The sequence below is a fragment of the Mycobacterium liflandii genome (assembly GCF_022354805.1).
GTDB lineage: Bacteria > Actinomycetota > Actinomycetes > Mycobacteriales > Mycobacteriaceae > Mycobacterium > Mycobacterium marinum.
Map to the genome: position 1 here is coordinate 5341757 of NZ_CP023138.1, position 22398 is coordinate 5364154.

Here is a 22398-nt window from a genome sequence, read left to right on the forward strand (position 1 = left end):
CCGGCCCGATCAGGGCAGCCCTGAGCGGAGCGTATCGCGATGTGGGCGGCGACTGCGCGGTTTCTGCACAATCCGTTGATGATTGGCCCAATAGAGCGCAGAAAGAAAGCGAAAATGGCCATTTCCCATAGCTTTACGGGAGCAACGGCGGAAGCTAGGGGCCGGTCTTCACCCACTGGCCGGCGTCACCGACGATGCCGACCGGCACCGAGCCAGACAAGCTGACATTCCGAACGCTAGGGCCGACCGCAACGATGGTGGTGTCCTGCAGGATCGGCAACACGGTCCACATGTTCCACAGCCGCGGCTCGACCGCGGTGATCACGTCGTTGATGTTCTTGGTGCCGTTGAGTGCGGCATCGATGTTCGACTGGATGCTGGGGTCGCAAATGCCGGTGAGGTTCGACGGCGCCCGAAACAGTGCGTTCGGGCCGGGTGGCTCGCTGGGCGCGGGCGGCACCGGTGTGACGGCGCTGGGCACCGCAGACGGCATCGAACCCGTGGTTGCTGCGGGTGTGTTCGCCGGTATCGTCGGCTCCCAGACCTCCGTGGTCTGCAACGCCGGGCAGCCATAGCGCGACGCCAGCAATGTCGCGAGGTTTCCGCCGGCCTGGTGCCAGCCCACGATCGCGTCGACCCGGTTGTCGTTTAGGGCGTCGCCGTAGAGCGTGACCGGGTCCAACGCCAGTACGGAGGCCGCGATCCCCACGTTGCGCAACTGGTCGGCCGCCGTGTTGGCGACAGCCACGGACGTCGGGTCGTTGGCCGCCACCCCGATGACCAGCGTCAGCTGTCTGCCGTCCTTGCTGATGCCGCCGCGGATGACTTCCGGCGGCCCCGTGCTGACCGGCGTGGTGGTGGACCCCGGCCCCGGCGGCGCCGGCGAAACCGAGGTGTTGCTCTCGATCTGGTAACCGGCTCCTTCAAGAAGCGCCAATGCTGCGGAGGTACTCAGCGCCGGCGGTGCGGTCGGTACATAGCCCGGGTCACTCGGTGAACGGACCTGGGCCTGGTCCAAGGTGACGGTGTTGTCGCTGCCAGCCCCCACAGCGGCGAGCAGGTCAACATCGAGCAAACCCAAAATCGCCTTGCGCACCTGCGCTTCGGCCAGCTTGGGCTGATTTGCCCGGAGCGTGAGCTGCATGACCCGCGGGGTCACGATCCGGGCGGTCCGCACGTCGGGAATGGCCGACAACTGGGCGAACGCGGCCGACCCACCGTGAACTTGGGCCACCTGCGTGTCGCCGTTGCGCACCGAGTCGGCCAGCGCCGCAGGCGCCCCGGCACGGCGAAACAGGATCAGGGAAGGTTTGGCCGGAGGTCCCCAATAGCGGTCGTTGCGGGCGATCAAGATCTCGTCGCGCTGCGGGTCGATGTTTTCCACCCGGAACTGCCCGCCCGTGACGGGCAAGGTGCGCGCCAGCCCCGCGGCGAAACCGCCCGGAACGTCCTTGACGATGTGCGCTGGCAGCAGGTTGTCAAACAGCTCTCGCCAGGCCGGGTAGGGCTGCGCGAAGGTGACGACGGCCTGCTTGCCCCCCTCCAGTGATTGGACGGCGGTGATCAGGTCGTAGCCGGCCGGATCAACGACACCAGGCTGGCTGACCATCTGCCGCCACAAGTACCAGAAGTCGTCGGCAGCGATCGGCGCGTTGTCAGTCCATTGCGCTTCCGGACGGATCTTGTAGGTGACCGTGAAGGGCGATTGGCCGGTCACCTCCGCGGACACCAGCAAGGTGGGATCCATATCCCAGCGCGAGCCGGTCGGCGAGTTCGGATCCGGCACCGGCCGGAACGCACTGGGCAGCACCAACGCGCTGATCGCCGCGTTCACCGGCGACAGATCGGACAGCAGGTGCGGGTTGAACCCCGCGCCGATCGAGTCGATGCCCATGATGATCTGGGTCGGATGCGGCGGCGGTGGGGTGTTGTGGGTCGTGTCGGTGCTCTGCGGCGCCGGAGGCGGACTCACCGTACAACCAGACAGCGCCACACCTAGCGCTGTGATCAGCACACCGACCGTCAGGCAAACGCGGCGTACTGGGCTGAACACACCCACCAGGGTATCGAGGCGGTCCTCGCGCGTGATGCGGCTGCGAAAAACCGAACCGGATTTCGCACTGGCGTCACGCTCACGTTCGCGGGGCGCCCCCAAGCTAACCTCGGGCCTTGGCCCGGGACCGGCTGCGAGCCCGCGAGGTGGCGTCCAGCTCGACCTTGCGAACCCGGATGGCCTCCGGTGTCACCTCGACGCATTCGTCGGGCGCGCAGAACTCTATGGCCCGCTCCAGGTCGAGCTCGAGCGGCTTGGCCAGCGTCTCTATCACGTCCGCGGTCGATGACCGCATGTTGGTCAGCTTCTTCTCGCGGGTGACGTTGATGTCGAGGTCCTCGGCCCGCGGGTTGATGCCGACGACCATGCCCTCGTAGGTGTCCTCGCCGGGCTCCACGAAGAACTGACCTCGATCGGCAAGCTGGAGCAGCGCGAAGGGGGTGATGACCCCGGAACGATCCGACACCAGCGACCCGGTGTGCCGGGCCCGGATCTCCCCCGCCCACGGCCGGTAACCGTCGAACACGGCGTTGGCGATGCCGGTCCCCCGCGTCAGGGTGAGGAAATCGGTGCGAAAGCCGATCAACCCGCGGCTGGGCACGATGAAGTCCATCCGGACCCAACCGGCGGCATGATTCGTCATCTCTTCCATGCGGCCCTTGCGCCCGGCCATCAGCTGGGTGATGGCTCCGACGAATTCGTCCGGACAGTCGATGGTCATCGCCTCGAAGGGCTCGTGCAGCTGGCCGTCGATCGTCTTGGTGACCACCTGCGGCTTGCCTACCGTAAGTTCGAAGCCCTCCCGGCGCATCGTCTCAACCAGCACGGCCAATGCAAGTTCACCGCGCCCCTGCACTTCCCAGGCATCCGGGCGCCCGATGTCGACGACCCGGATCGAGACGTTGCCGATCAGTTCGGTGTCCAGGCGGCCTCGGACCATGCGGGCCGTCAGCTTGTGCCCGGAAACCTTCCCGGCCAGCGGCGAGGTATTGGTGCCGACCGTCACCGAGATGGCCGGTTCGTCGACGGTGATGCGCGGCAGGGCATGCGCATAGTCCGGGTCGGCCAGCGTGTCGCCGATCATGATCTCCGGCAACCCCGCCACAGCGACGATGTCCCCGGCAACCGCCTCGTCGGTGGTGCTGCGCTCGACACCCTCGGTGGCCAGCAATTCGGTGATCTTGGCGCTCGTGACCACGGGCACCCCGTCCACCTCGCGTAGCCAAGCCACCTGCTGGCCCTTGCGCAGCTTGCCGTTGTAGATGCGGACCAGGGCGAGCCGGCCGAGGAAGGCCGACGCGTCCAGGTTGGTGACCAGGGCCTGCAGCGGAGCCTCGGAGTCGCCTTGCGGCGGCGGAACGTGCTCGAACAGGACGTCGAACAACGGATCCAGGTTGGTGCCGTCGGGCGCCTGACCATCGGCCGGCTCGATGGTGCTCGCGATGCCCGCGCGCCCCGATGCGTACAGCGTCGGCAGCCCCAGCGCATGCTCAGCCGCCGCGGCCGCCTCGTCATCGAGATCGGACGCGACATCGAGCAGCAGGTCGTGGCTGGCCTCGACCACCTCTTTGATGCGGGCATCAGGCCGGTCGGTCTTGTTGACCACCAGGATCACCGGCAGATGCACGCTCAGCGCCTTGCGCAGCACGAACCGGGTCTGTGGCAGCGGGCCCTCGGACGCGTCGACCAACAGCAGCACCCCGTCCACCATGGACAACCCGCGCTCGACCTCGCCGCCGAAGTCGGCGTGGCCCGGGGTGTCGATGACGTTGATCACCGTCACCGTTCCATCCGGATGGTGTCGGTGCACGGCGGTGTTCTTGGCCAGGATGGTGATGCCCTTTTCCCTTTCCAGGTCACCGCTGTCCATGACACGTTCCTGGACTTCACCGCGTTCGGTAAGGGCACCGGATTGCCGCAACATCGCGTCAACCAGGGTGGTTTTGCCGTGGTCGACGTGAGCGACGATGGCGACATTGCGGAATAGCACGTCGGTGATTGTGGCAGCGCAGGCAGCGGAAGGCGAACTGGGCCGGTGAGTCGACCCGTTGATCGAGCCCCCGGTTCGGGCTGTCGCGCTCGGCGTGTCGCCCCCGGTGAGCCCCGGGAATCGGCCAAAAAGGGCCTACCACCCGCGCGGTAGCGACACCGAACCACTTCGCGCGGCCACATCGGGCACCGACCGGCTACGGGTCACAGCGTGAGCAACACCATCCCGATCAGGGCGTGGCAGGCGGCCGATTAACCCGTCGGCGGGGCTGGCCGCAGCGCCCGGTCCAGGTCGGCAAGCCAGCACCGATCGGCCGGTACCCAGTCGACATCGTCTAGTTGATCGGCCGTCACCCAGCGCAACGCACGGTGGTCGCGCGCGCATGGGTGCCCGCGCAGCAAACGCACCCGGTATGCCCGCAATACGGTCTTTTCATCCAGCACAACGTCGGCCCCCAACCGCTCGCCGACCGCGACATCGTCGACGCTGAGTCCGAGTTCTTCGACCAGCTCGCGAGCCAGCGCGGCAGGCTCGGTCTCGCCGCCAGCAACCTTTCCGCCGGGAAGCTCCCATCGACCGGCCAGCTCCGGCGGCCGGACCCGCTGCGCCACCAATACGGTGGCGCCGCAGATGATGGCTCCGGCAACGACGATCTGATTCGGCTGATTCGGCATCGCCAGTGACGGTATCTCGCCGAGTCGACCCGGCAGCGCCACTTCCCAGATCCGGCGGACTGCGATCCGACCGAAGCCGTGTTGCCCCAACACGGCCCAGCCCTGCGCCACCGCAGCCTTGACTGCGCGCCAAGCCGGCTTGGGCAAGCCAAACATGATGGCGCGCAACGACGAACTGACACACCGATCCCGATGCCGCAGAACCCGGATGGGCTAGGCAGCACCCATGAACCCACGGCGTACCGTTGGCCACATGGCTGTGTTAACGGATGAGCAAGTAGACGCCGAACTGCCCGGCCTCAACGGCTGGCAACGGGCCGATGGAGCGCTGCGCCGATCCATCAAGTTTGCAACTTTTCTCGATGCGATCGATGCCGTGCGCCGGGTGGCCGAGCACGCGGAAAGCAAGGACCATCACCCGGACATCGATATCCGTTGGCGGACAGTTACTTTCGCACTCGTTACGCACTCGGCGGGCGGCATCACGCAAAACGACATCGACATGGCCCGCGACATCAACGGCATCGTCGGCGACTGACCAGCACCTCGCCACGCGACCGGGACTAGCGCGCCCGCTGACGCGTCGTCGCAATCCAGCCGAGGGTCGCCAGCGTTGCCACCACATAGACCAGTCCGGCCCACGCCAGGTACCAGGGTCGGCCGATCTGCCAGATGGTCGGCTGGGCGAAACTCAGCAACCACGGCACGCCGATGACGGTGAGCGCCAACCAACCCCAACCCAGGATCCGCGCGCCGAGCCGATCGCGCAGCGGGCCGCTGAGAAGCCAGATCATCAACGGCACCAACCACACCCAATGGTGGGTCCACGAGATCGGCGAGAGCAGCAAACCAAAAAGTTCGACTACCAGTAGCTTGCCCAGGTGATCGGCGGGCTCGAGCGCTCGCCAGGCCAGGACCGCCAGCACCGCCGTGACAGCGATGGCGGCCAACACCAGCGGGCCAAAGCCCGCGTCATGGCCGAGGATTCGCGAGATTGCGCCGCGCCAGGACTGGTTGAACGACGTCGCAATGGGCCCGACCCGGTGCGCGTCTCCCAGCAAATCGGTGAAGTAGTAGCGAGCCTGACCACCCACGATCAGCAACGACACACCGACGGACACAAGGAACACGATCGCCGAACACACCGCGGCACGCCAGCGCCGGACGCCGGCCAGATAGACGGCGGTGATCGCCGGCGTCAGTTTGATGCCCGCCGCTACGCCAACCAACAGGCCCGATAACCACCATCGCGTGGTGTAAACCGCCCACAGCGCCGCAAGCATCAGCAGGACGTTGATCTGCCCGTAGTCGAAGGTGCTGCGCAGCGGCTCAATCCAGATGGCGACCGCCGTCCACACCATCGCGGCGCGGTGACCGCGCTCGGCCGGCACGCCGATCAGACGCTGGCTGATCCGGACCGCGCCGTACAACGCGGTGATGGTAGCGAGCTGCCACAGGAATGCGACCAGCCCGAAAGGCAGCAGATGCAGCGGGTAGAAGACGACCGCCGCAAACGGCGGATACGTGAAGGGCAGCGGAAAGTCAGGCGTCTGATCTGCGTAAACGTAGCTGTACAGGCTGCCGGGATGGCCAAGGGCCGCCGCTCCGCCGACATAGACATGCAGGTCGACAAAGTTCGCTCCGTTGGACGTCAGGTAGGTCCAGGCGAGTCGCGCGGCGACGCTGAACACCAGCAGCAACGGCGCGCCACGGCGCCCCCAGACCTTCGGCGATACCGCCTTGTGCCGAGTGGTGCTTGCCGCCGGGGCGGCCGAGGTCGTGTCGATGCGACCGACTCTAGTGCCGACCCAATTGCCCAGGTGACCGGTCACCGCTATCGCTCGTATCCATAACGATCAAATAAATGCCACACGTGTCACTTGAGTCACATCCGTACCGCGATAGCTTCGGCAACCGGGACCTGTCACTACCAACCATCACCCGGGACCTGTCACTAATAACCAGGGAGAGTCATGCCAACCATCTGGACGTACGTACGCGCCGCCGCCGTCTTGGTCGGTTCGTCCGCTGCACTACTGACGGGCGGAATCGCCCATGCAGACCCGGCGCCGGCGCCGGCTCCTGCTCCCAACATCCCGCAGCAGCTGATCAGCTCGGCCGCTAATGCGCCCCAAATCCTGCAGAACCTGGCGACGGCCCTGGGCACCACGCCGTTGCTCGGCGCCCCGCAGGCTCCGCAGCCGGTGCCCGCAGCACCCGGCCTCGGCTCGGTGCTGCCCGGGCTGGCCCCGGCCGCCCCGGCGACCGCCCCGGCGGTCACCCCGGCGATTCCCGGCGTGAACACCCCGATTCCGGGGATTACCGCGCCGGCCGCGCCGGTTGCGCCGTCCCCCGCGACGGCGGTAACGCCGTCCATCCCCGGGGTGAACGCCCCGATCCCGGGGCTCACCGCACCGGCACCCGCCGCTCCGGCGGCACCAGCGGCCGCACTTCCGGGGTTGGCGTCGGCAATTCCCGGTCTGGCTCAGGCCGCTCTGCCGGGGCTGACCGGGGGCGCCATTCCGGGACTCCCGGCCCCCGGCGCTGCGCCGGCCGCACCTGCAAACCAGCCCCAGACGTTGCTCGCGGCCCTGCCCTGAGCGTCTCGTCCGACGGCTAAAACCATCATCTAGGACCGGGAGAAATTACGTGGCAAGCACTTGGAGTCTGTCCAAAGGTTTGGCCGCCGTCGTCGTCACCTCGGCTGCCGCGTTCGGGCTTTGCCCGCCCGCGGCAGCCGACCCGGCGGCGCCGCAGCCCAACCCCAACCCCAACCCACAGCTACCGGGTCTGCCGGCGTTGGCTCAACTGAGTCCGATAATCCAGCAAGCGGCCGGCAATCCCGAGCAGGCGACGCAGTTGCTGATGGCAGCTGCGCAGGCATTTGCGCACAACCCGGCGGCCCCGACCGAATCCCGCAACGTCGCGTCGTCGGTCAACCAGTTCGTCCAGGAGCCGGTGAACCCGGCCCCCGGATCACCTCCGCTAGGCGTGCCGGCTCCGGCCGCCGCCCCGGTTGAGGTCGCCCCGCCGGCCAGTGCCCCGGTGCCGCATGTGCCGGCCCCGGGCGCCGAGCCTGGGACACTCGCACATCTGCCCGCGGGTATCGATCCCGCGCATGCAGCGGGTCCAGCACCGGTAGCGGCGCCGGCCGGCGCACCGCCCGCGTCCGCGCCGGCACCCGCGGCCGCAGCTCCCGCGTCGGCGCCTGGCACCGCGCCAGCACCCGCGGCGGCACCGGGACCAGCACCCGCGGCACCCGCACCAGCACCGGCCGCGGCCGCACCAGCGCCGGCACCTGCCCCCGCCGCACCGCCGGCCGCACCCGTGGCCGCACCTGCGCCCGTTCCGGCTCCTGCCCCCGCCGCCGCTCCCGCACCCGAAGCGGCCGCACCCGCACCGGCACCCGCGCCGGCACCGGCCGCGGCACCGGGCTTTGGCCCTGACGCCCCGCCCACGCAGGACTTCATGTACCCCTCGATCGGCACGAACTGCCTGGCGGACGGTAGCAACATCATCGCCACCGCCCTCTCGGTTGCGGGCCCGGCCACCATCCCGACGCCCGGCCCCGGGCCCGGCCAGACCGCCTATGTGTTCACCGCGGTCGGCACCCCCGGCCCCGCCGAGGTGCAGCGGCTGCCGTTGAACGTCACCTGGGTGAACCTGAGCTCCGGCAAATCCGGAAGCGTGACGCTCAAGCCGCGCTCCGACATCAATCCGGAGGGGCCCACAACGTTGACCGGGATTGCCGACACCGGTTCGGGCAGCATCATGTCGACGATCTTCGGGCAGGTCACCACCAAAGAACGGCAATGCCAGTTCATGCCCACCATCGGCTCAACGGTGGTGCCCTAGCACCACCGTTGAGTCGGCCGAGACGCGAGCCTCAGTACGCCATGAACAGGATCGCGTCTCGGTCGTATTCGAGACCCGGGTGAACGCTGGCGAGGTGGGCCTGCGTGAGCTCGACCAACTCGTCCTCGTCCTTTCCGACGATGGCTTCGCCGCACGGACACGTTATGTGTGTCTTCACGTTGTCGCCCTTCCCTCCTACTACCTACTGCTTTGCCGCCTTGGCCGCTGCCTTCATCTGTTTCTTGTGCGATCGCACCTGACCAAGCGAACGGGCGTCGACAACGTCGGCCACCGACATGTGGGTGCCGGGCTGGCCGTAGTCACCGGCCGCCGCCTGCCAGCCCTCGGGCGTCACGCCGTACTGCTTGCCCAGTAACGCCAGAAAGATCCGCGCCTTTTGTTCACCGAACCCGGGTAGCCCCTTGAGCCTGCCCAGCAATTCTTTGCCATCGGGCTCACCGGCGGTCCATATCGCGGCCGCATCCCCGCCGTAGCGGTCCACCACGATCTGGGCCAGCGTCTGGACGCGTTTGGCCATCGATCCCGGAAAGCGATGTATTGCAGGCTTTTCCGAACACAATGCGGCGAACTTGTCCGGGTCGTAGTCGGCGATGTCGCCGGCATCCAGACCACCCATCCGAACGGCGATCTTCTTGGGGCCGGCAAAGGCCGTTTCCATCGGAACCTGCTGGTCGAGCAACATCCCGACCAGCAGTGCGAACGGGTTGTAGGATAAGAGTTCATCGGCCTCGGGGTCCTGCGCTAGGCAGAGGTTCACACGTCGACTGTAGGACAACCCCTAGATCGGAGGACACCCTGGACAGCGACGAGTGGCGCCAAAGACGGTTGCTACTTCCGAGTGCAGCATGCCCTGCTAGACGAACCGGCCGGAAAGATGGCCAGAGACCAGGGCTCCGGCGTTGTTGATTAGCAGGCTTGTGAGCTGGGTTGATGATCTTTGGTGCCGCGCTATTGGGGCCGGAGTGTAGGCACGGGCTATCTGGAGAACGATCGAGTTGGTTACTGTTCGTCGTTGGTCTGGAGTTGCCCGTGCCTACCGTTTCAGTATTGCCTGTGTCGTCGGTTCCAGAGGTGTTCGACCGCTGGAGTCCTGGTGAGCGTAGCGAGCTCATCGGATCGGAGTTTCTCGGTGTGTTGGCCTCGGTGCCAGACCCGAGGGACCCACGCGGTCGGAGGTATTCGCTGATGGCTTTGTTGGCGATCGCGGTTCTGGCCACTGCCGCGGGGATGCGCGGCTATGCTGGTTTTGCCACATGGGCGGCCACCGCTCCCGATGATGTGTTGGCCTAATTAGGGGTCCGGTTCCGGCGGCCCAGTGAGAAGACCTTCCGCGCTGTTTTGTCTCGGCTAGACCCCGCCGACCTCAACGCCAGGATGGGCAGTTACTTCACTGCACACGTGGCCAGCAGCGACCCCAGTGGATTGGTGCCGATCGCGTTGGACGGCAAGATGCTGCGTGGTGCTTTACGCGCCAAAGCGACAGCCACGCATCTCGTGTCGGTGTTCGCCCACCGTGCCCGATTGGTGCTCGGTCAACTCGCTGTCGCCGAGAAAAGCAATGAAATTCCCTGAGTACGTGCCCTGCTCACGCTGCTGCCGGGTAGCTTGCGGTGGCTGGTCACCGTGGATGCGATGCATACCCAGGTCGTCACCGCGAAGTTGATCTGCGCCACCTTGAAGTCGCACTACCTGATGATCGTCAAGTCCAACCAAGCCAAAATACTTGCGCGTATCACCGCGCTGCCCTGGGCCGAGGTGCCCGCAGCCGCTACCGACGACTCCCGCGGCCACGGCCGTGTCGAGACCCGCACCCTGCAAATCATCACCGCTGCACGAGGAATCGGCTTCCCCTACGCAAAACAAATCATCCGGATTACTCGTGAACGCTTGATCACCGCCACCGACCAGCGCAGCGTGGAGGTGGTCTATGCCATCTGCAGCCTGCCGTTCGAGCACGCCCGCCCTACCGCGATCATGACCTGGATGCGTCAACACTGGGGAATCGGGAACAGCCTGCACTGGATACGCGACGTCACCTTCGACGAAGACCGTCAAAGGGCACATACCGGAAACGGCGCACAGGTCCTAGCAACGCTACGCAACACCGCGATCAATCTGCACCGCCTCAACGGCGCCGACAACATCGCCGAAGCCTGCCGGATCACCGCTTTGACCGCCAACCGCCACCTAGACCTCCTCAATCCACAATTCCCCAGCTCACAAGCCTGCTAATCAACAACGCCGGAGCCCTGGGCCAGGGACGAGATGTCGATCATCGCCAAACGGTAGTGGGCAAGTTCCTTCACCACACCCATCAACCGATCCAGCCGACGAGCTGATTGCGCACGGCGCGTCGCTCACATCGGACTTAGCACGGTCCCTATCGTGAAATGATGTCGACCTCGGCGACCCAGGATGAGCCAACACCACATTGGGCTTACGGCTATGGAATAGTCCCAGAAGAGACGGCTAAGGATCGGTTAAGTTCCTACGAGGCGCTGAAAAAATTCCTGGATCTATTTGACACATTACGCGATCCAAGTCGTGAACAAGACAAAGATCCATTGACGACAAAACTCGTTTCGAGTTTCGATCTTACAACGAGCCTCGCGATTCGAAATCTCGCAAGCGCGCTCTTACGCCTGCTATTTGAGAGCCCAGTGAAACATGTTTCTGGGCCGGCGAAACAAGAGCAAATAAACTACCTCGTGATGTGGATTGACGATGCCTCGATAAGAGAATTTCGAGAGCATTTGGCATATTTTTTGAATTGCGCATCAGATGCGGATAAATGTCCAACAAAGAAAGATCTGATAAATTTCCTAATTGCGTGGACGAGTCGCATGCGCGGCAGGGTCTCAATGAATACCTTCGATCCAAATATGGACCCGAAACTCAGCCAAGCTATGCGCGCCTGGTCGGACGAATTGCAGATAGCGGCCAACGATTTCACAGGCCCTAGCCGCCGGGACCGCCGTTGAGATTGCGAACGAGGCAGCCGCAGTGGCAATACGGGCAAGCAAACTGGCCGAAGAAGCGGCCGGACTTGGTGGGGCAGCCACGCTGAGTGCTCACTTCAAGGGACTGGCCGATAAGGACGGAAAGTCCGCAACCCGGTGGACTTTACTTGCAATTGGCTGCTTGTTTGCGACGATCGGATCGGGGATGTTCATCATTGCCTCTCCAGTTTCAGCTCAATGGCAAGACACGCTATTTCGATTCGCATTGACACTCCCATTGATAGGAATCGCCGCATACGCCGCCCGAATATCTACCCACTATCGACTTCTCAGCCGTTGGGCAAAAGTGTCCTTCGTGCAGATAATTTCCGTTGGAGCGTTCGCCGAGAAGATACCCACCCCTGAAGGACGCAAAGACTTGATACTCTTTGCGGGTCGAACAGTGTTCGGGGCGCCCGTCTTTGTCGATGAGTCGAAAACGGGTAACGTCTCTGGAATTCCACCTGAGCTACTTGAGCTATTTAAAAAGGTCGTCCGCAGAGAGACTAATGGAAACCGCAACCTTTTTCACTATACGGCCAATCTGGCGAGTCTCACGCCCCAGCTTTGACAAGAGCTCGGCGCGAAATGTTTGCAGGGAGGAAGAACAGGGCTCCGGCGTTGTTGATTAGCAGGCTTGTGAGCTGGGGAATTGTGGATTGAGGAGGTCTAGGCGGCGGTTGGCGGTCAAAGCGGTGATCCGGCAGGCTTCGGCGATGTTGTCGGCGCCGTTGAGGCGGTGCAGATTGATCGCGGTGTTGCGTAGCGTTGCTAGGACCTGTGCGCCGTTTCCGGTATGTGCCCTTTGACGGTCTTCGTCGAAGGTGACGTCGCGTATCCAGTGCAGGCTGTTCTCGATTCCCCAGTGTTGACGCATCCAGGTCATGATCGCGGTAGGGCGGGCGTGCTCGAACGGCAGGCTGCAGATGGCATAGACCACCTCCACGCTGCGCTGGTCGGTGGCGGTGATCAAGCGTTCACGAGTGATCCGGATGATTTGTTTTGCGTAGGGGAAGCCGATTCCTCGTGCAGCGGTGATGATTTGCAGGGTGCGGGTCTCGACACGGCCGTGGCCGCGGGAGTCGTCGGTAGCGGCTGCGGGCACCTCGGCCCAGGGCAGCGCGGTGATACGCGCAAGTATTTTGGCTTGGTTGGACTTGACGATCATCAGGTAGTGCGACTTCAAGGTGGCGCAGATCAACTTCGCGGTGACGACCTGGGTATGCATCGCATCCACGGTGACCAGCCACCGCAAGCTACCCGGCAGCAGCGTGAGCAGGGCACGTACGCAGGGAATTTCATTGCTTTTCTCGGCGACAGCGAGTTGACCGAGCACCAATCGGGCACGGTGGGCGAACACCGACACGAGATGCGTGGCTGTCGCTTTGGCGCGTAAAGCACCACGCAGCATCTTGCCGTCCAACGCGATCGGCACCAATCCACTGGGGTCGCTGCTGGCCACGTGTGCAGTGAAGTAACTGCCCATCCTGGCGTTGAGGTCGGCGGGGTCTAGCCGAGACAAAACAGCGCGGAAGGTCTTCTCACTGGGCCGCCGGAACCGGACCCCTAATTAGGCCAACACATCATCGGGAGCGGTGGCCGCCCATGTGGCAAAACCAGCATAGCCGCGCATCCCCGCGGCAGTGGCCAGAACCGCGATCGCCAACAAAGCCATCAGCGAATACCTCCGACCGCGTGGGTCCCTCGGGTCTGGCACCGAGGCCAACACACCGAGAAACTCCGATCCGATGAGCTCGCTGCGCTCACCAGGACTCCAGCGGTCGAACACCTCTGGAACCGACGACACAGGCAATACTGAAACGGTAGGCACGGGCAACTCCAGACCAACGACGAACAGTAACCAACTCGATCGTTCTCCAGATAGCCCGTGCCTACACTCCGGCCCCAATAGCGCGGCACCAAAGATCATCAACCCAGCTCACAAGCCTGCTAATCAACAACGCCGGAGCCCTGCTGGTCGGTGGCGGTGATCAAGCGTTCACGAGTGATTCGGATGATTTGTTTTGCGTAGGGGAAGCCGATTCCTCGTGCAGCGGTGATGATTTGCAGGGTGCGGGTCTCGACACGGCCGTGGCCGCGGGAGTCGTCGGTAGCGGCTGTGGGCACCTCGGCCCAGGGCAGCGCGGTGATACGCGCAAGTATTTTGGCTTGGTTGGACTTGACGATCATCAGGTAGTGCGACTTCAAGGTGGCGCAGATCAACTTCGCGGTGACGACCTGGGTATGCATCGCATCCACGGTGACCAGCCACCGCAAGCTACCCGGCAGCAGCGTGAGCAGGGCACGTACGCAGGGAATTTCATTGCTTTTCTCGGCGACAGCGAGTTGACCGAGCACCAATCGGGCACGGTGGGCGAACACCGACACGAGATGCGTGGCTGTCGCTTTGGCGCGTAAAGCACCACGCAGCATCTTGCCGTCCAACGCGATCGGCACCAATCCACTGGGGTCGCTGCTGGCCACGTGTGCAGTGAAGTAACTGCCCATCCTGGCGTTGAGGTCGGCGGGGTCTAGCCGAGACAAAACAGCGCGGAAGGTCTTCTCACTGGGCCGCCGGAACCGGACCCCTAATTAGGCCAACACATCATCGGGAGCGGTGGCCGCCCATGTGGCAAAACCAGCATAGCCGCGCATCCCCGCGGCAGTGGCCAGAACCGCGATCGCCAACAAAGCCATCAGCGAATACCTCCGACCGCGTGGGTCCCTCGGGTCTGGCACCGAGGCCAACACATCGAGAAACTCCGATCCGATGAGCTCGCTGCGCTCACCAGGACTCCAGCGGTCGAACACCTCTGGAACCGACGACACAGGCAATCTGGAACCGACGACACAGGCAATACTGAAACGGTAGGCACGGGCAACTCCAGACCAACGACGAACAGTAACCAACTCGATCGTTCTCCAGATAGCCCGTGCCTACACTCCGGCCCCAATAGCGCGGCACCAAAGATCATCAACCCAGCTCACAAGCCTGCTAATCAACAACGCCGGAGCCCTGGGAGGAAGAAGAGCGCGTTGGCTCCAAGTCGGTAGCAAACCCTGAAACTGGGATGGTCGATATTTGCGAACCAGTTGCCCTGTAAGCGGGTGAACGCCCACACTCGTAGCTGGGTCTAACGACTTGTCATGCCACCTCGGCAATGTCGTTCGACCTCGAACTTTAGGTTGCTGGGACCTTCGGGAGAAGGAGCAGAAATGGCCGCGCCCCTACCCGCGCCGGGTTGGTATCCCGACCCATCGAACCCTGAGAAACAGATCTACTGGGACGGCACCGCATGGAGCGGGCCGCCCGCTTCAGGAGCTGCCGATAAGCACAAGAAAACTGCGGTTGCGATCGGCGTCTGTGTGCTTGTCCTCGTTGGGCTCGTGATGTCGATGCAGTCAGTCAGCCTCATGTCCGGTTCGGGTCCAGTCTGGACCGGGGTCGGTGTCGTGGCAGCAGGCACGGCTGTTGCATTCTTCTTGCGCGCTGCAACATGGGTCCGTGTCGTGGCTGCCCTGGTCTTGGCAGGTTCTCTCGCGAATGCCCTCTATATAGAGAACGAGATCGCCAAGAAGCGCGAAGAACTGACGCACATATTCGACCGCTAGGGTCCTTACTTGCTGGCCACTCTTGGTCAGCGTCTCACCACACGCTGTTCAGGTCGAACTTCTCGACAACAACCAGACCGGGGTTTATGACTTCTGTCTCCGCCCAATCGTCTAGATGAACGATCCGGATCATAGCTGCTTTGGCGCGGCCATCGGCGATCATCCTGTCGGCCAGCCAAGGCGGAAGCGCTACCACCTTCCCGCAAGCGGTTACCTGGACTGATTTTGGCGAGGTGCCGGAGGCGGTTCATTTGGATGTGGTCATCTGACCGCCCGTTCGGCCATGTTCCGGATCATCCAATCCCCAACGGAGACACCCGCTGCGTGCAGCATCGGGTTAGCCCGTTGGTCACCGCGAAGAAGGCGGTTCGAAGCCACCATGTAGTCGTGTGGTGCGTTGGGGCAGTGCCAGTTGTCGACTCCTTCTGCTTGCGTCGGGTGATCTGTTGAGCAAGAGAAGCCCCGCAGAATCCAACGCCGAGTATCGGGTTGGTCGATGCGGTCGGCGTTCGCTGACCGATCTTTCGAAGCCCGGCCGCCTCCTGTAACTGCTTCCACGTATCAGCCTACGAATGTCGCAGGCGCAGCGTATGGGCTCTCCGCGTCGAAGCGCCCAAGCCGCCGAACTCGGGACGATGGCCCGGGTAACCGTAGCGGTACCCGGCACGAAGTGGTTGTGGATGATCAGCCGGTCTGAGTCGGCAGGCATGAACTAACCCTCCCGCGAAACGCCGTCCACAGACGGAAAGAAGACGTCCTCACAGTCCAGACCAACCTCGTCGGGGCGTCGAAGTAAGGGCGCACGACGGCCCGCCGTTGTGCCGGTGGTCCATAACTGGACGAAGCTGTCGAATGCTGCTCGCGCCTGATCGTGTGGAATACCAGCAACCCTTGACATAGACGAACACGTCGTGTGCGTTTGACGCTACGCGTGTCCTGGTCACAGGTGCTGAGCAGAATGCGTAGCGCAGTTGTCAAGGTCTACTGCTGGTCGAGCAGCATCCCCACGAGCAACTCGAATGGATTCGATTCCAACAGCGCGTCGGCGGCCGGATCTTGGACAAGCTACAGCTTCGGCACCCGGCCAGTCTACGACTGGGTCGCGGCGAGGCGCCCAAGTCCGGCATTTGGTGCCAGTTTGCCGGGGCTGCGGCTATCCGCTCTTGCGCCGAAATTCCCGGCGGTTCTCCACGGGCCCATGCACCCGCGGCTTCTTGCCACCGCCGTCTTTGTGGTCGGTCGCCCCCGAGGACTTCGCCATCTTGCGTTCGAGGGCTTCCCGGAACTTGCGTTTGTTGTCGTCGTCCGGGGCGGAGCTTTCCGGGGACTTCGATGCAGCCATACCGGCAGCTTATCCCGGCCGGTTACCGCTTACCTGGGGGCAGGCCATATACGTGCGAGATGGGTAGCGTCAGCAGCACCCGTCGATCGGTGACCATCGCTTCGCGGTACTCGTCCCAATCCGGATACTCCCCAGCGATGTTGCGGTACAAGGCAATTAGCGCTTCAACGGTTTCGTCATCGGGTGCCGCGGCGGGAGGCGTCAGCCCTGCGGTGCCTTCCGCGACCGCGTAGGACCGCCCGTCATCGGCGTCCACCAGGATCGAGGCACGTGGGTCGCGACGCAGGTTACGGGTCTTGGCCCGCGGCTCGGTGATCGATACCTGCACCACCAACTTGCGGGCGTCGAAGTAGTACTGCACGTTGGACAGCTGCGGACGTCCGTCATGTTTGATGGTGGCCAGCACTCCGATGGAGTTACCGCTGATTACAGCCAACAGCTTGTCGTCGAAGACCTGGCGTCCCATGCCCGAAAGCCTACGTTGCCGTGCGCGGTTCCCTAACGGCCTGGTGCAATCGAATCATGACCCAGGGCTCCGGCGTTGTTGATTAGCAGGCTTGTGAGCTGGGGAATTGTGGATTGAGGAGGTCTAGGCGGCGGTTGGCGGTCAAAGCGGTGATCCGGCAGGCTTCGGCGATGTTGTCGGCGCCGTTGAGGCGGTGCAGATTGATCGCGGTGTTGCGTAGCGTTGCTAGGACCTGTGCGCCGTTTCCGGTATGTGCCCTTTGATGGTCTTCGTCGAAGGTGACGTCGCGTATCCAGTGCAGGCTGTTCTCGATTCCCCAGTGTTGACGCATCCAGATCATGATCGCGGTAGGGCGGGCGTGCTCGAACGGCAGGCTGCAGATGGCATAGACCACCTCCACGCTGCGCTGGTCGGTGGCGGTGATCAAGCGTTCACGAGTGATCCGGATGATTTGTTTTGCGTAGGGGAAGCCGATTCCTCGTGCAGCGGTGATGATTTGCAGGGTGCGGGTCTCGACACGGCCGTGGCCGCGGGAGTCGTCGGTAGCGGCTGTGGGCACCTCGGCCCAGGGCAGCGCGGTGATACGCGCAAGTATTTTGGCTTGGTTGGACTTGACGATCATCAGGTAGTGCGACTTCAAGGTGGCGCAGATCAACTTCGCGGTGACGACCTGGGTATGCATCGCATCCACGGTGACCAGCCACCGCAAGCTACCCGGCAGCAGCGTGAGCAGGGCACGTACGCAGGGAATTTCATTGCTTTTCTCGGCGACAGCGAGTTGACCGAGCACCAATCGGGCACGGTGGGCGAACACCGACACGAGATGCGTGGCTGTCGCTTTGGCGCGTAAAGGCACCACGCAGCATCTTGCCGTCCAACGCGATCGGCACCAATCCACTGGGGTCGCTGCTGGCCACGTGTGCAGTGAAGTAACTGCCCATCCTGGCGTTGAGGTCGGCGGGGTCTAGCCGAGACAAAACAGCGCGGAAGGTCTTCTCACTGGGCCGCCGGAACCGGACCCCTAATTAGGCCAACACATCATCGGGAGCGGTGGCCGCCCATGTGGCAAAACCAGCATAGCCGCGCATCCCCGCGGCAGTGGCCAGAACCGCGATCGCCAACAAAGCCATCAGCGAATACCTCCGACCGCGTGGGTCCCTCGGGTCTGGCACCGAGGCCAACACACCGAGAAACTCCGATCCGATGAGCTCACTGCGCTCACCAGGACTCCAGCGGTCGAACACCTCTGGAACCGACGACACAGGCAATACTGAAACGGTAGGCACGGGCAACTCCAGACCAACGACGAACAGTAACCAACTCGATCGTTCTCCAGAGAGCCCGTGCCTACACTCCGGCCCCAATAGCGCGGCACCAAAGATCATCAACCCAGCTCACAAGCCTGCTAATCAACAACGCCGGAGCCCTGAATCATGACCCAATTCGCGGCCTTCCTGCGCGGCGTCAACTTCGGGGGCGTCAACCTGAAAATGGCCGAGGTGACCGCCGCCCTGACCGATACCGGATTTACGAATGTGCGCACCACCCTGGCCAGCGGCAATGTGCTATTGGAGGCACCCGGTGATGCCACGACGGTGCGGCAGAGCGCGGAGAGCACGCTGCGCAACAAGTTCGGCTACGACGCCTGGGTGCTTGTCTACGACATCGAGACGGTACGCACCATCAACGAGGCGTATCCGTTCGAACGAGAAGTCGACGGGTTGCAGTCCTACGTGACGTTCGTGTCCGACGACTCGGTGCTTGATGAACTGGCCGCGCTGACCGCCGGCGCCAATGAGAAGATCCACCGCGGCGATGGCGTCATCTACTGGCAGGTGCCCAAGGGCGCCATGCTGGACAGCACCATCGGCCGCACCATGGGCAAGAAGCGCTACAAGGCCTCGACCATCACCCGCAACCTGCGCACGCTGGACAAGGTCTTGCGGTAGGTAGGTTTGCTCCAATGACCCCTGCCGACGAATTCGCCCAACAAAAGGTCGCCCTCACCGGCGTCTCGGAGACCGCCCTGCTGACGCTCAACGCCAGGGCCGCAGAGGCGCGCCGCCGTGACCCGATCATCGAGGATCCGATGGCAGTCAGGCTGGTCGACTCCATCGACTTTGACTTCGCGAAATTCGGCCCTACCCGCCAAGACATCGCACTGCGGGCCCTGGCCTTCGATACTCGAGCGCTGGCCTACCTGAATAAGCACCCCTCGGCCACCGTGGTGGCGCTGGCCGAGGGCCTGCAGACCAGTTTCTGGCGTTTGGATTCAGCCCTTCCCGGCAAGAAATTCCGTTGGCTGACAGTCGATTTGCCGCCGATCATCGACATCCGAAAGCGGTTGCTACCCAATTCACCACGGGTATCGGTGTGCGCGCAGTCCGCGTTGGACTACGGCTGGATGGACTCCGTCGACACCTCCGGTGGGGTGTTCATCACCGCCGAGGGACTGCTGATGTATCTGGAGCCGGATCAGGCGCTGGATCTGATCGCCCAGTGCGCCAAGCAGATTTCCCGGCGCTCAGATGCTCTTTGATCTGCCGCCGCGCTGGTTCTCCTTGTTCACCCGCCTGGGCATGCGGACCTCGATCCGCTACAAGATCCCGCCAATGCCGTTCAGCCTGTCCGTGGCTCAAGCCGCGGACCTGGTGAACACGATTCCAGGCATTCGGGCGGTCCGGGACGTGCAGCTGCCTGCTGGGCGCGGCCTGATGTTCAACGCCGCGCTGTCGACGGTCTACCGGTTGCCGGCCCTGGACTCGTTGCGCCCGTGCCTGACTCTGCTGGAGTTCGGCTAGCGAACGCCGTTAGTCGTCGGGCACGGCGGTGAGGTAGCGAATCGCATCGGACTTGGTCAGCCCCAGCGCGCGGGCCACTTCCACGTATTCCTTGGCCGCGGCCGCCATCGCCGCGTCGGTCGGGTCGAACCGAGAGATGAAGGTGCCGAAGCGGCCCCGTGTTTCGACAATTGCGGCCGACTCGAGCTCTCGATACGCGCGGGCCACCGTGTTGGCGGCAACACCAAGCTGCCCGGCCAGATCGCGCACCGTCGGGAGGCGGGTGCCGGGCGGCAGCGCGCCCGCTCGCACACCGTCGATAACCTGGGTTCTGAGTTGATCGAATAGCGGTTTGCCCGCCTTCACGTCGACCCGTAGCCAATCCCGAAGCTCCACAATCCCAGTATCACCCAGTATTGCCCAGTATCCGGTCAAGCACGGCTATCTTTGTGGGATGCGAGTGACGGTGCTCAGCGGCGCGGGCATCTCCGCGGAAAGCGGAGTACCGACGTTCCGTGACGACAAGAACGGGTTGTGGGCCCGCTTCGACCCGTACGAGCTGTCCAGCACACAGGGCTGGGAACGCAACCCCGAGCGGGTGTGGGGCTGGTATCTGTGGCGGCATTATCTGGTAGCCGACGTCGCACCCAACCCCGGCCACCAAGCGATCGCCGAGTGGCAAGATCACGCCGAAGTCAGTGTTGTCACGCAAAATGTCGACGATCTGCATGAACGCGCCGGCAGCACACCGGTACACCACCTGCACGGCAGTCTTTTTGAATTCCGTTGCGCCCGTTGCAATAAGCCTTACACGGACTCGTTGCCCCAGATGCCTGAGCCCGCACTGGAAGTCGAACCGCCGGTCTGCGGCTGCGGCGGACTGATCCGCCCCGACATCGTGTGGTTCGGCGAGCCGCTGCCGGAGGGGCCGTGGCACTGCGCCGTCGAGGCAACCGAGGCTGCCGATGTGATGGTGGTGGTGGGCACGTCTGCGATCGTCTACCCCGCGGCCGGTCTACCGGAGTTGGCTTTGGCGCGCGGCAAGATCGTGATCGAGGTCAACCCAGAGCCCACGCCGCTGTCGCGAAGCGCGACGCTTTGTGTACGCGAGTCGGCGAGTCAAGCGTTGCCCGGACTGCTGGAGCGGCTGCCCGCGCTGCTGCGCGATTGAGCTACACCCGCAGCGCGGTCGGTTCACAAATTCACGCCATAGCCGCTGAATCGGCCTGTTGAGCCAGTGCGCCCTCACACATGGCAAGGCGCAGTCACGGCACCCGATCAGGGACGGCGGGCCCGGCCCAACACCAACTCGGCCACCGGGACCGGCGCCCACGTCGGCAATGTCCACTCCCGTCGCGTGCTCTCCACGTCGAATCCAGCAGCCTTGATCACGCGCTCGGTGTCACGATGCGTGTGGCAGTTTCCGGCAATCCGGGGCCAGAAGGTCGCGTCGACAAATTGCTGCAGCCGCCCACGGGCGCCGGCACTGGCAATGTGTTCGAGGTAGCGCAACTCCCCGCCCGGGCGCAGCAGCGAACGCAGGTGCTGCAACACCCCGAGCTGGTCGGTGACCGAGCACAGCACCAGCGAGCAAACCACCGCGTCAAACGGGTCCTGATCGCTGAACTGCTCGGCCGTATCAGCGGTCACGGTAACCGGAATAGGCGCATCTTCGCCGGCCGCGCGGGCCCTAAGCGCCAGGTGGGGCTCCGGCTCCACGGCAACCACCTCGGTCACCGTCTGCGGGTAGAACGCAAAGTTTGTCCCCATACCGGCGCCGATCTCGAGGACCCGCCCAGATAGGCCGGCCAGATTCTCTCGGCGTAACGCACGCACCGGCTCGGCCTCGTGCGCGACGATGAACGGCCAAATCCGGGCGAAAAATGGGTGATCTATGTTCTTGGCGAGCGATGTCATACGCGTGACTCCTCCGACGGGCGATGCTGCACGACCCAATCCATGAGGTCGCGAGACGTGGCCTGCGGGCCGACTAGACCCGCCACCATGTGGCCACACAGGACTGCGCCCAGCACGCGGTCGGTAAAGGCCGCGACATCGCCGAACGGCAGGTGTGGCTTGGCAATCAACAGGGCCGCCACCCCGTGCGCGGCCGTCCACAATTCCAGCGCGATGGTGGTGGGGTCGTCGGCGCGGTAGATGCCTTCGTCCATCATCGCCTGCACCGAGGCGCACATATGCCGGAAAGCCGAGCTGTCCAGGGCGCTATCCACGTTGCTGCCCGAGCGCCACTCACCGATGGTGGCCAACCGATACAACTCCGGGGTCTGCAGAGCGAACCGCACATAGGCCAGGCCCTGGGCTCGCAGCACCTCCACCACGCAGGTGTGGCCCATCGCCGCCCGCTCCATTTCCTCATCGAGTCGTGCCAGATAGCGGGCGCACACCGCATCCAACAGCGCATCTTTGTCTTGAAAATGCAGGTAAATGGACGGCGGTGTGACCCCGACCCGCTCGGCTACAGACCGGATGGACACGGCCCTGGACTGGCGCGTCTGCAGCAATAACTCGGTGGCCGCATCCAGGATCTCGTGGCGCAGCAGGTCACCTGATCCACGCGGCGCACGTGCACGTCGCAAGCGTGCCAT

21 protein-coding genes and 6 pseudogenes are annotated in these 22398 nt (G+C 63.9%); 10 read left to right on the top strand and 17 right to left on the bottom strand.

All coding sequences use genetic code 11. From position 1 onward, the window contains the following. Window positions 1-154 precede the first annotated feature (154 nt). The 3 genes from CKW46_RS23655 to CKW46_RS23665 all read right to left on the bottom strand — a co-directional run bounded on the left by CKW46_RS23655 (window position 155) and on the right by CKW46_RS23665 (window position 4717). Window positions 155-2059, bottom strand: a complete 1905-nt coding sequence (locus CKW46_RS23655; protein WP_482052479.1) for an ABC transporter family substrate-binding protein — start codon at window positions 2057-2059, stop codon at window positions 155-157. Window positions 2060-2156: 97 nt separating this feature from the next. After that, window positions 2157-4043 carry a translational GTPase TypA gene (gene typA, locus CKW46_RS23660; RefSeq protein WP_482052480.1) on the bottom strand — a complete coding sequence of 629 codons (1887 nt, stop codon included), beginning with the start codon at window positions 4041-4043 and terminating at the stop codon, window positions 2157-2159. A gap of 251 nt (window positions 4044-4294) precedes the next feature. Further along, complete coding sequence (locus tag CKW46_RS23665) at window positions 4295-4717, bottom strand: (deoxy)nucleoside triphosphate pyrophosphohydrolase (RefSeq protein WP_482053467.1); 423 nt, start codon at window positions 4715-4717, stop codon at window positions 4295-4297. 253 nt (window positions 4718-4970) lie between these two features. Between CKW46_RS23665 and CKW46_RS23670 the strand changes: the two genes are divergently transcribed. Beyond that, window positions 4971-5255, top strand: coding sequence for a 4a-hydroxytetrahydrobiopterin dehydratase (locus tag CKW46_RS23670; protein ID WP_020786298.1), 285 nt, complete (start codon window positions 4971-4973; stop codon window positions 5253-5255). Between the two features lie 25 nt (window positions 5256-5280). Here CKW46_RS23670 and CKW46_RS23675 read toward each other — a convergent pair whose 3' ends face one another. Further along, window positions 5281-6549: a mannosyltransferase gene (locus CKW46_RS23675; protein WP_015356841.1), complete on the bottom strand. Its 1269-nt coding sequence runs from the start codon at window positions 6547-6549 to the stop codon at window positions 5281-5283. A gap of 141 nt (window positions 6550-6690) precedes the next feature. Between CKW46_RS23675 and CKW46_RS23680 the strand changes: the two genes are divergently transcribed. Together CKW46_RS23680 and CKW46_RS23685 are read left to right on the top strand one after the other, a co-directional pair. Continuing rightward, complete coding sequence (locus tag CKW46_RS23680) at window positions 6691-7317, top strand: hypothetical protein (RefSeq protein ID WP_015356842.1); 627 nt, start codon at window positions 6691-6693, stop codon at window positions 7315-7317. Then, a complete protein-coding gene (locus CKW46_RS23685; protein ID WP_482053468.1) occupies window positions 7277-8572 on the top strand; it encodes an Rv1157c family protein in 1296 nt (431 codons plus the stop codon). Before CKW46_RS23680 ends, CKW46_RS23685 begins: the two co-directional genes overlap by 41 nt. 31 nt (window positions 8573-8603) lie before the next feature. On the opposite strand, the gene CKW46_RS23690 is transcribed toward CKW46_RS23685, so the two are convergent. Together CKW46_RS23690 and CKW46_RS23695 are read right to left on the bottom strand one after the other, a co-directional pair. Next, window positions 8604-8750 (bottom strand): hypothetical protein, encoded by a 147-nt coding sequence (locus tag CKW46_RS23690; RefSeq protein ID WP_003875447.1) that lies wholly within the window; start codon window positions 8748-8750, stop codon window positions 8604-8606. 24 nt (window positions 8751-8774) lie between these two features. Then, window positions 8775-9350, bottom strand: coding sequence for an HhH-GPD-type base excision DNA repair protein (locus CKW46_RS23695; protein WP_015356844.1), 576 nt, complete (start codon window positions 9348-9350; stop codon window positions 8775-8777). Window positions 9351-9622: 272 nt separating this feature from the next. Between CKW46_RS23695 and CKW46_RS23700 the strand changes: the two are divergent. The 3 genes and pseudogenes from CKW46_RS23700 (at window position 9623) to CKW46_RS23710 (ending at window position 12163) form a co-directional block, all read left to right on the top strand. Further along, window positions 9623-10825, top strand: a pseudogene (locus CKW46_RS23700) (ISAs1-like element IS2404/ISMul1 family transposase). A gap of 161 nt (window positions 10826-10986) precedes the next feature. After that, on the top strand, window positions 10987-11574 hold the full coding sequence (locus CKW46_RS23705) for a hypothetical protein (protein WP_142925530.1): 588 nt from the start codon (window positions 10987-10989) through the stop codon (window positions 11572-11574). A gap of 22 nt (window positions 11575-11596) precedes the next feature. Continuing rightward, the gene (locus CKW46_RS23710; protein ID WP_142925529.1) at window positions 11597-12163 is read left to right on the top strand and encodes a hypothetical protein; all 567 of its coding nucleotides are present in this window, start codon (window positions 11597-11599) and stop codon (window positions 12161-12163) included. A gap of 57 nt (window positions 12164-12220) precedes the next feature. Here the strand turns inward: CKW46_RS23710 and CKW46_RS23715 are convergent. The 3 genes and pseudogenes from CKW46_RS23715 to CKW46_RS23725 all read right to left on the bottom strand — a co-directional run bounded on the left by CKW46_RS23715 (window position 12221) and on the right by CKW46_RS23725 (window position 14567). Then, window positions 12221-13423: pseudogene (locus CKW46_RS23715) on the bottom strand (ISAs1-like element IS2404/ISMul1 family transposase). Window positions 13424-13548: 125 nt separating this feature from the next. Then, window positions 13549-14403, bottom strand: a pseudogene (locus CKW46_RS23720) (ISAs1 family transposase); the annotation flags it as partial. Continuing rightward, the gene (locus tag CKW46_RS23725; protein ID WP_482052481.1) at window positions 14289-14567 is read right to left on the bottom strand and encodes a transposase; all 279 of its coding nucleotides are present in this window, start codon (window positions 14565-14567) and stop codon (window positions 14289-14291) included. The pseudogene CKW46_RS23720 and the gene CKW46_RS23725, both read right to left, overlap by 115 nt. A 241-nt stretch (window positions 14568-14808) precedes the next feature. On the opposite strand from CKW46_RS23725, the gene CKW46_RS23730 reads away from it, so the two are divergent. Continuing rightward, entirely contained in the window at window positions 14809-15204 is a 396-nt protein-coding gene (locus tag CKW46_RS23730; RefSeq protein ID WP_117436962.1) for a DUF2510 domain-containing protein, read from the top strand. Between the two features lie 34 nt (window positions 15205-15238). Here CKW46_RS23730 and CKW46_RS23735 read toward each other — a convergent pair whose 3' ends face one another. The 5 genes and pseudogenes from CKW46_RS23735 to CKW46_RS23755 form a co-directional block, all read right to left on the bottom strand. Continuing rightward, window positions 15239-15367 carry a hypothetical protein gene (locus CKW46_RS23735; RefSeq protein ID WP_482052482.1) on the bottom strand — a complete coding sequence of 43 codons (129 nt, stop codon included), beginning with the start codon at window positions 15365-15367 and terminating at the stop codon, window positions 15239-15241. A gap of 448 nt (window positions 15368-15815) precedes the next feature. Continuing rightward, a pseudogene (locus CKW46_RS23740) lies at window positions 15816-16084 on the bottom strand (alpha/beta hydrolase); the annotation flags it as partial. Window positions 16085-16357: 273 nt separating this feature from the next. After that, window positions 16358-16546, bottom strand: a complete 189-nt coding sequence (locus CKW46_RS23745; RefSeq protein WP_011739232.1) for a DUF5302 domain-containing protein — start codon at window positions 16544-16546, stop codon at window positions 16358-16360. A gap of 22 nt (window positions 16547-16568) precedes the next feature. Next, entirely contained in the window at window positions 16569-17012 is a 444-nt protein-coding gene (locus tag CKW46_RS23750) for a PPOX class F420-dependent oxidoreductase (RefSeq protein ID WP_117436961.1), read from the bottom strand. Between the two features lie 82 nt (window positions 17013-17094). Next, window positions 17095-18298, bottom strand: a pseudogene (locus tag CKW46_RS23755) (ISAs1-like element IS2404/ISMul1 family transposase). Between the two features lie 147 nt (window positions 18299-18445). Between CKW46_RS23755 and CKW46_RS23760 the strand changes: the two are divergent. Further along, window positions 18446-18961, top strand: a complete 516-nt coding sequence (locus CKW46_RS23760; RefSeq protein WP_117435483.1) for a DUF1697 domain-containing protein — start codon at window positions 18446-18448, stop codon at window positions 18959-18961. Between the two features lie 14 nt (window positions 18962-18975). Continuing rightward, window positions 18976-19813, top strand: a pseudogene (locus CKW46_RS23765) (class I SAM-dependent methyltransferase). Between the two features lie 9 nt (window positions 19814-19822). Here the strand turns inward: CKW46_RS23765 and CKW46_RS23770 are convergent. Next, window positions 19823-20188 carry an Rv1152 family transcriptional regulator gene (locus CKW46_RS23770; protein WP_012395866.1) on the bottom strand — a complete coding sequence of 122 codons (366 nt, stop codon included), beginning with the start codon at window positions 20186-20188 and terminating at the stop codon, window positions 19823-19825. 58 nt (window positions 20189-20246) lie between these two features. Between CKW46_RS23770 and CKW46_RS23775 the strand changes: the two genes are divergently transcribed. Further along, window positions 20247-20963, top strand: a complete 717-nt coding sequence (locus CKW46_RS23775) for an NAD-dependent deacylase (protein ID WP_012395867.1) — start codon at window positions 20247-20249, stop codon at window positions 20961-20963. A 107-nt stretch (window positions 20964-21070) separates the two neighbouring features. Here CKW46_RS23775 and CKW46_RS23780 read toward each other — a convergent pair whose 3' ends face one another. Continuing rightward, window positions 21071-21709, bottom strand: a complete 639-nt coding sequence (locus CKW46_RS23780; protein WP_011739227.1) for a class I SAM-dependent methyltransferase — start codon at window positions 21707-21709, stop codon at window positions 21071-21073. After that, a complete protein-coding gene (locus tag CKW46_RS23785; protein WP_117435484.1) occupies window positions 21706-22398 on the bottom strand; it encodes a TetR/AcrR family transcriptional regulator in 693 nt (230 codons plus the stop codon). Before CKW46_RS23785 ends, CKW46_RS23780 begins: the two co-directional genes overlap by 4 nt.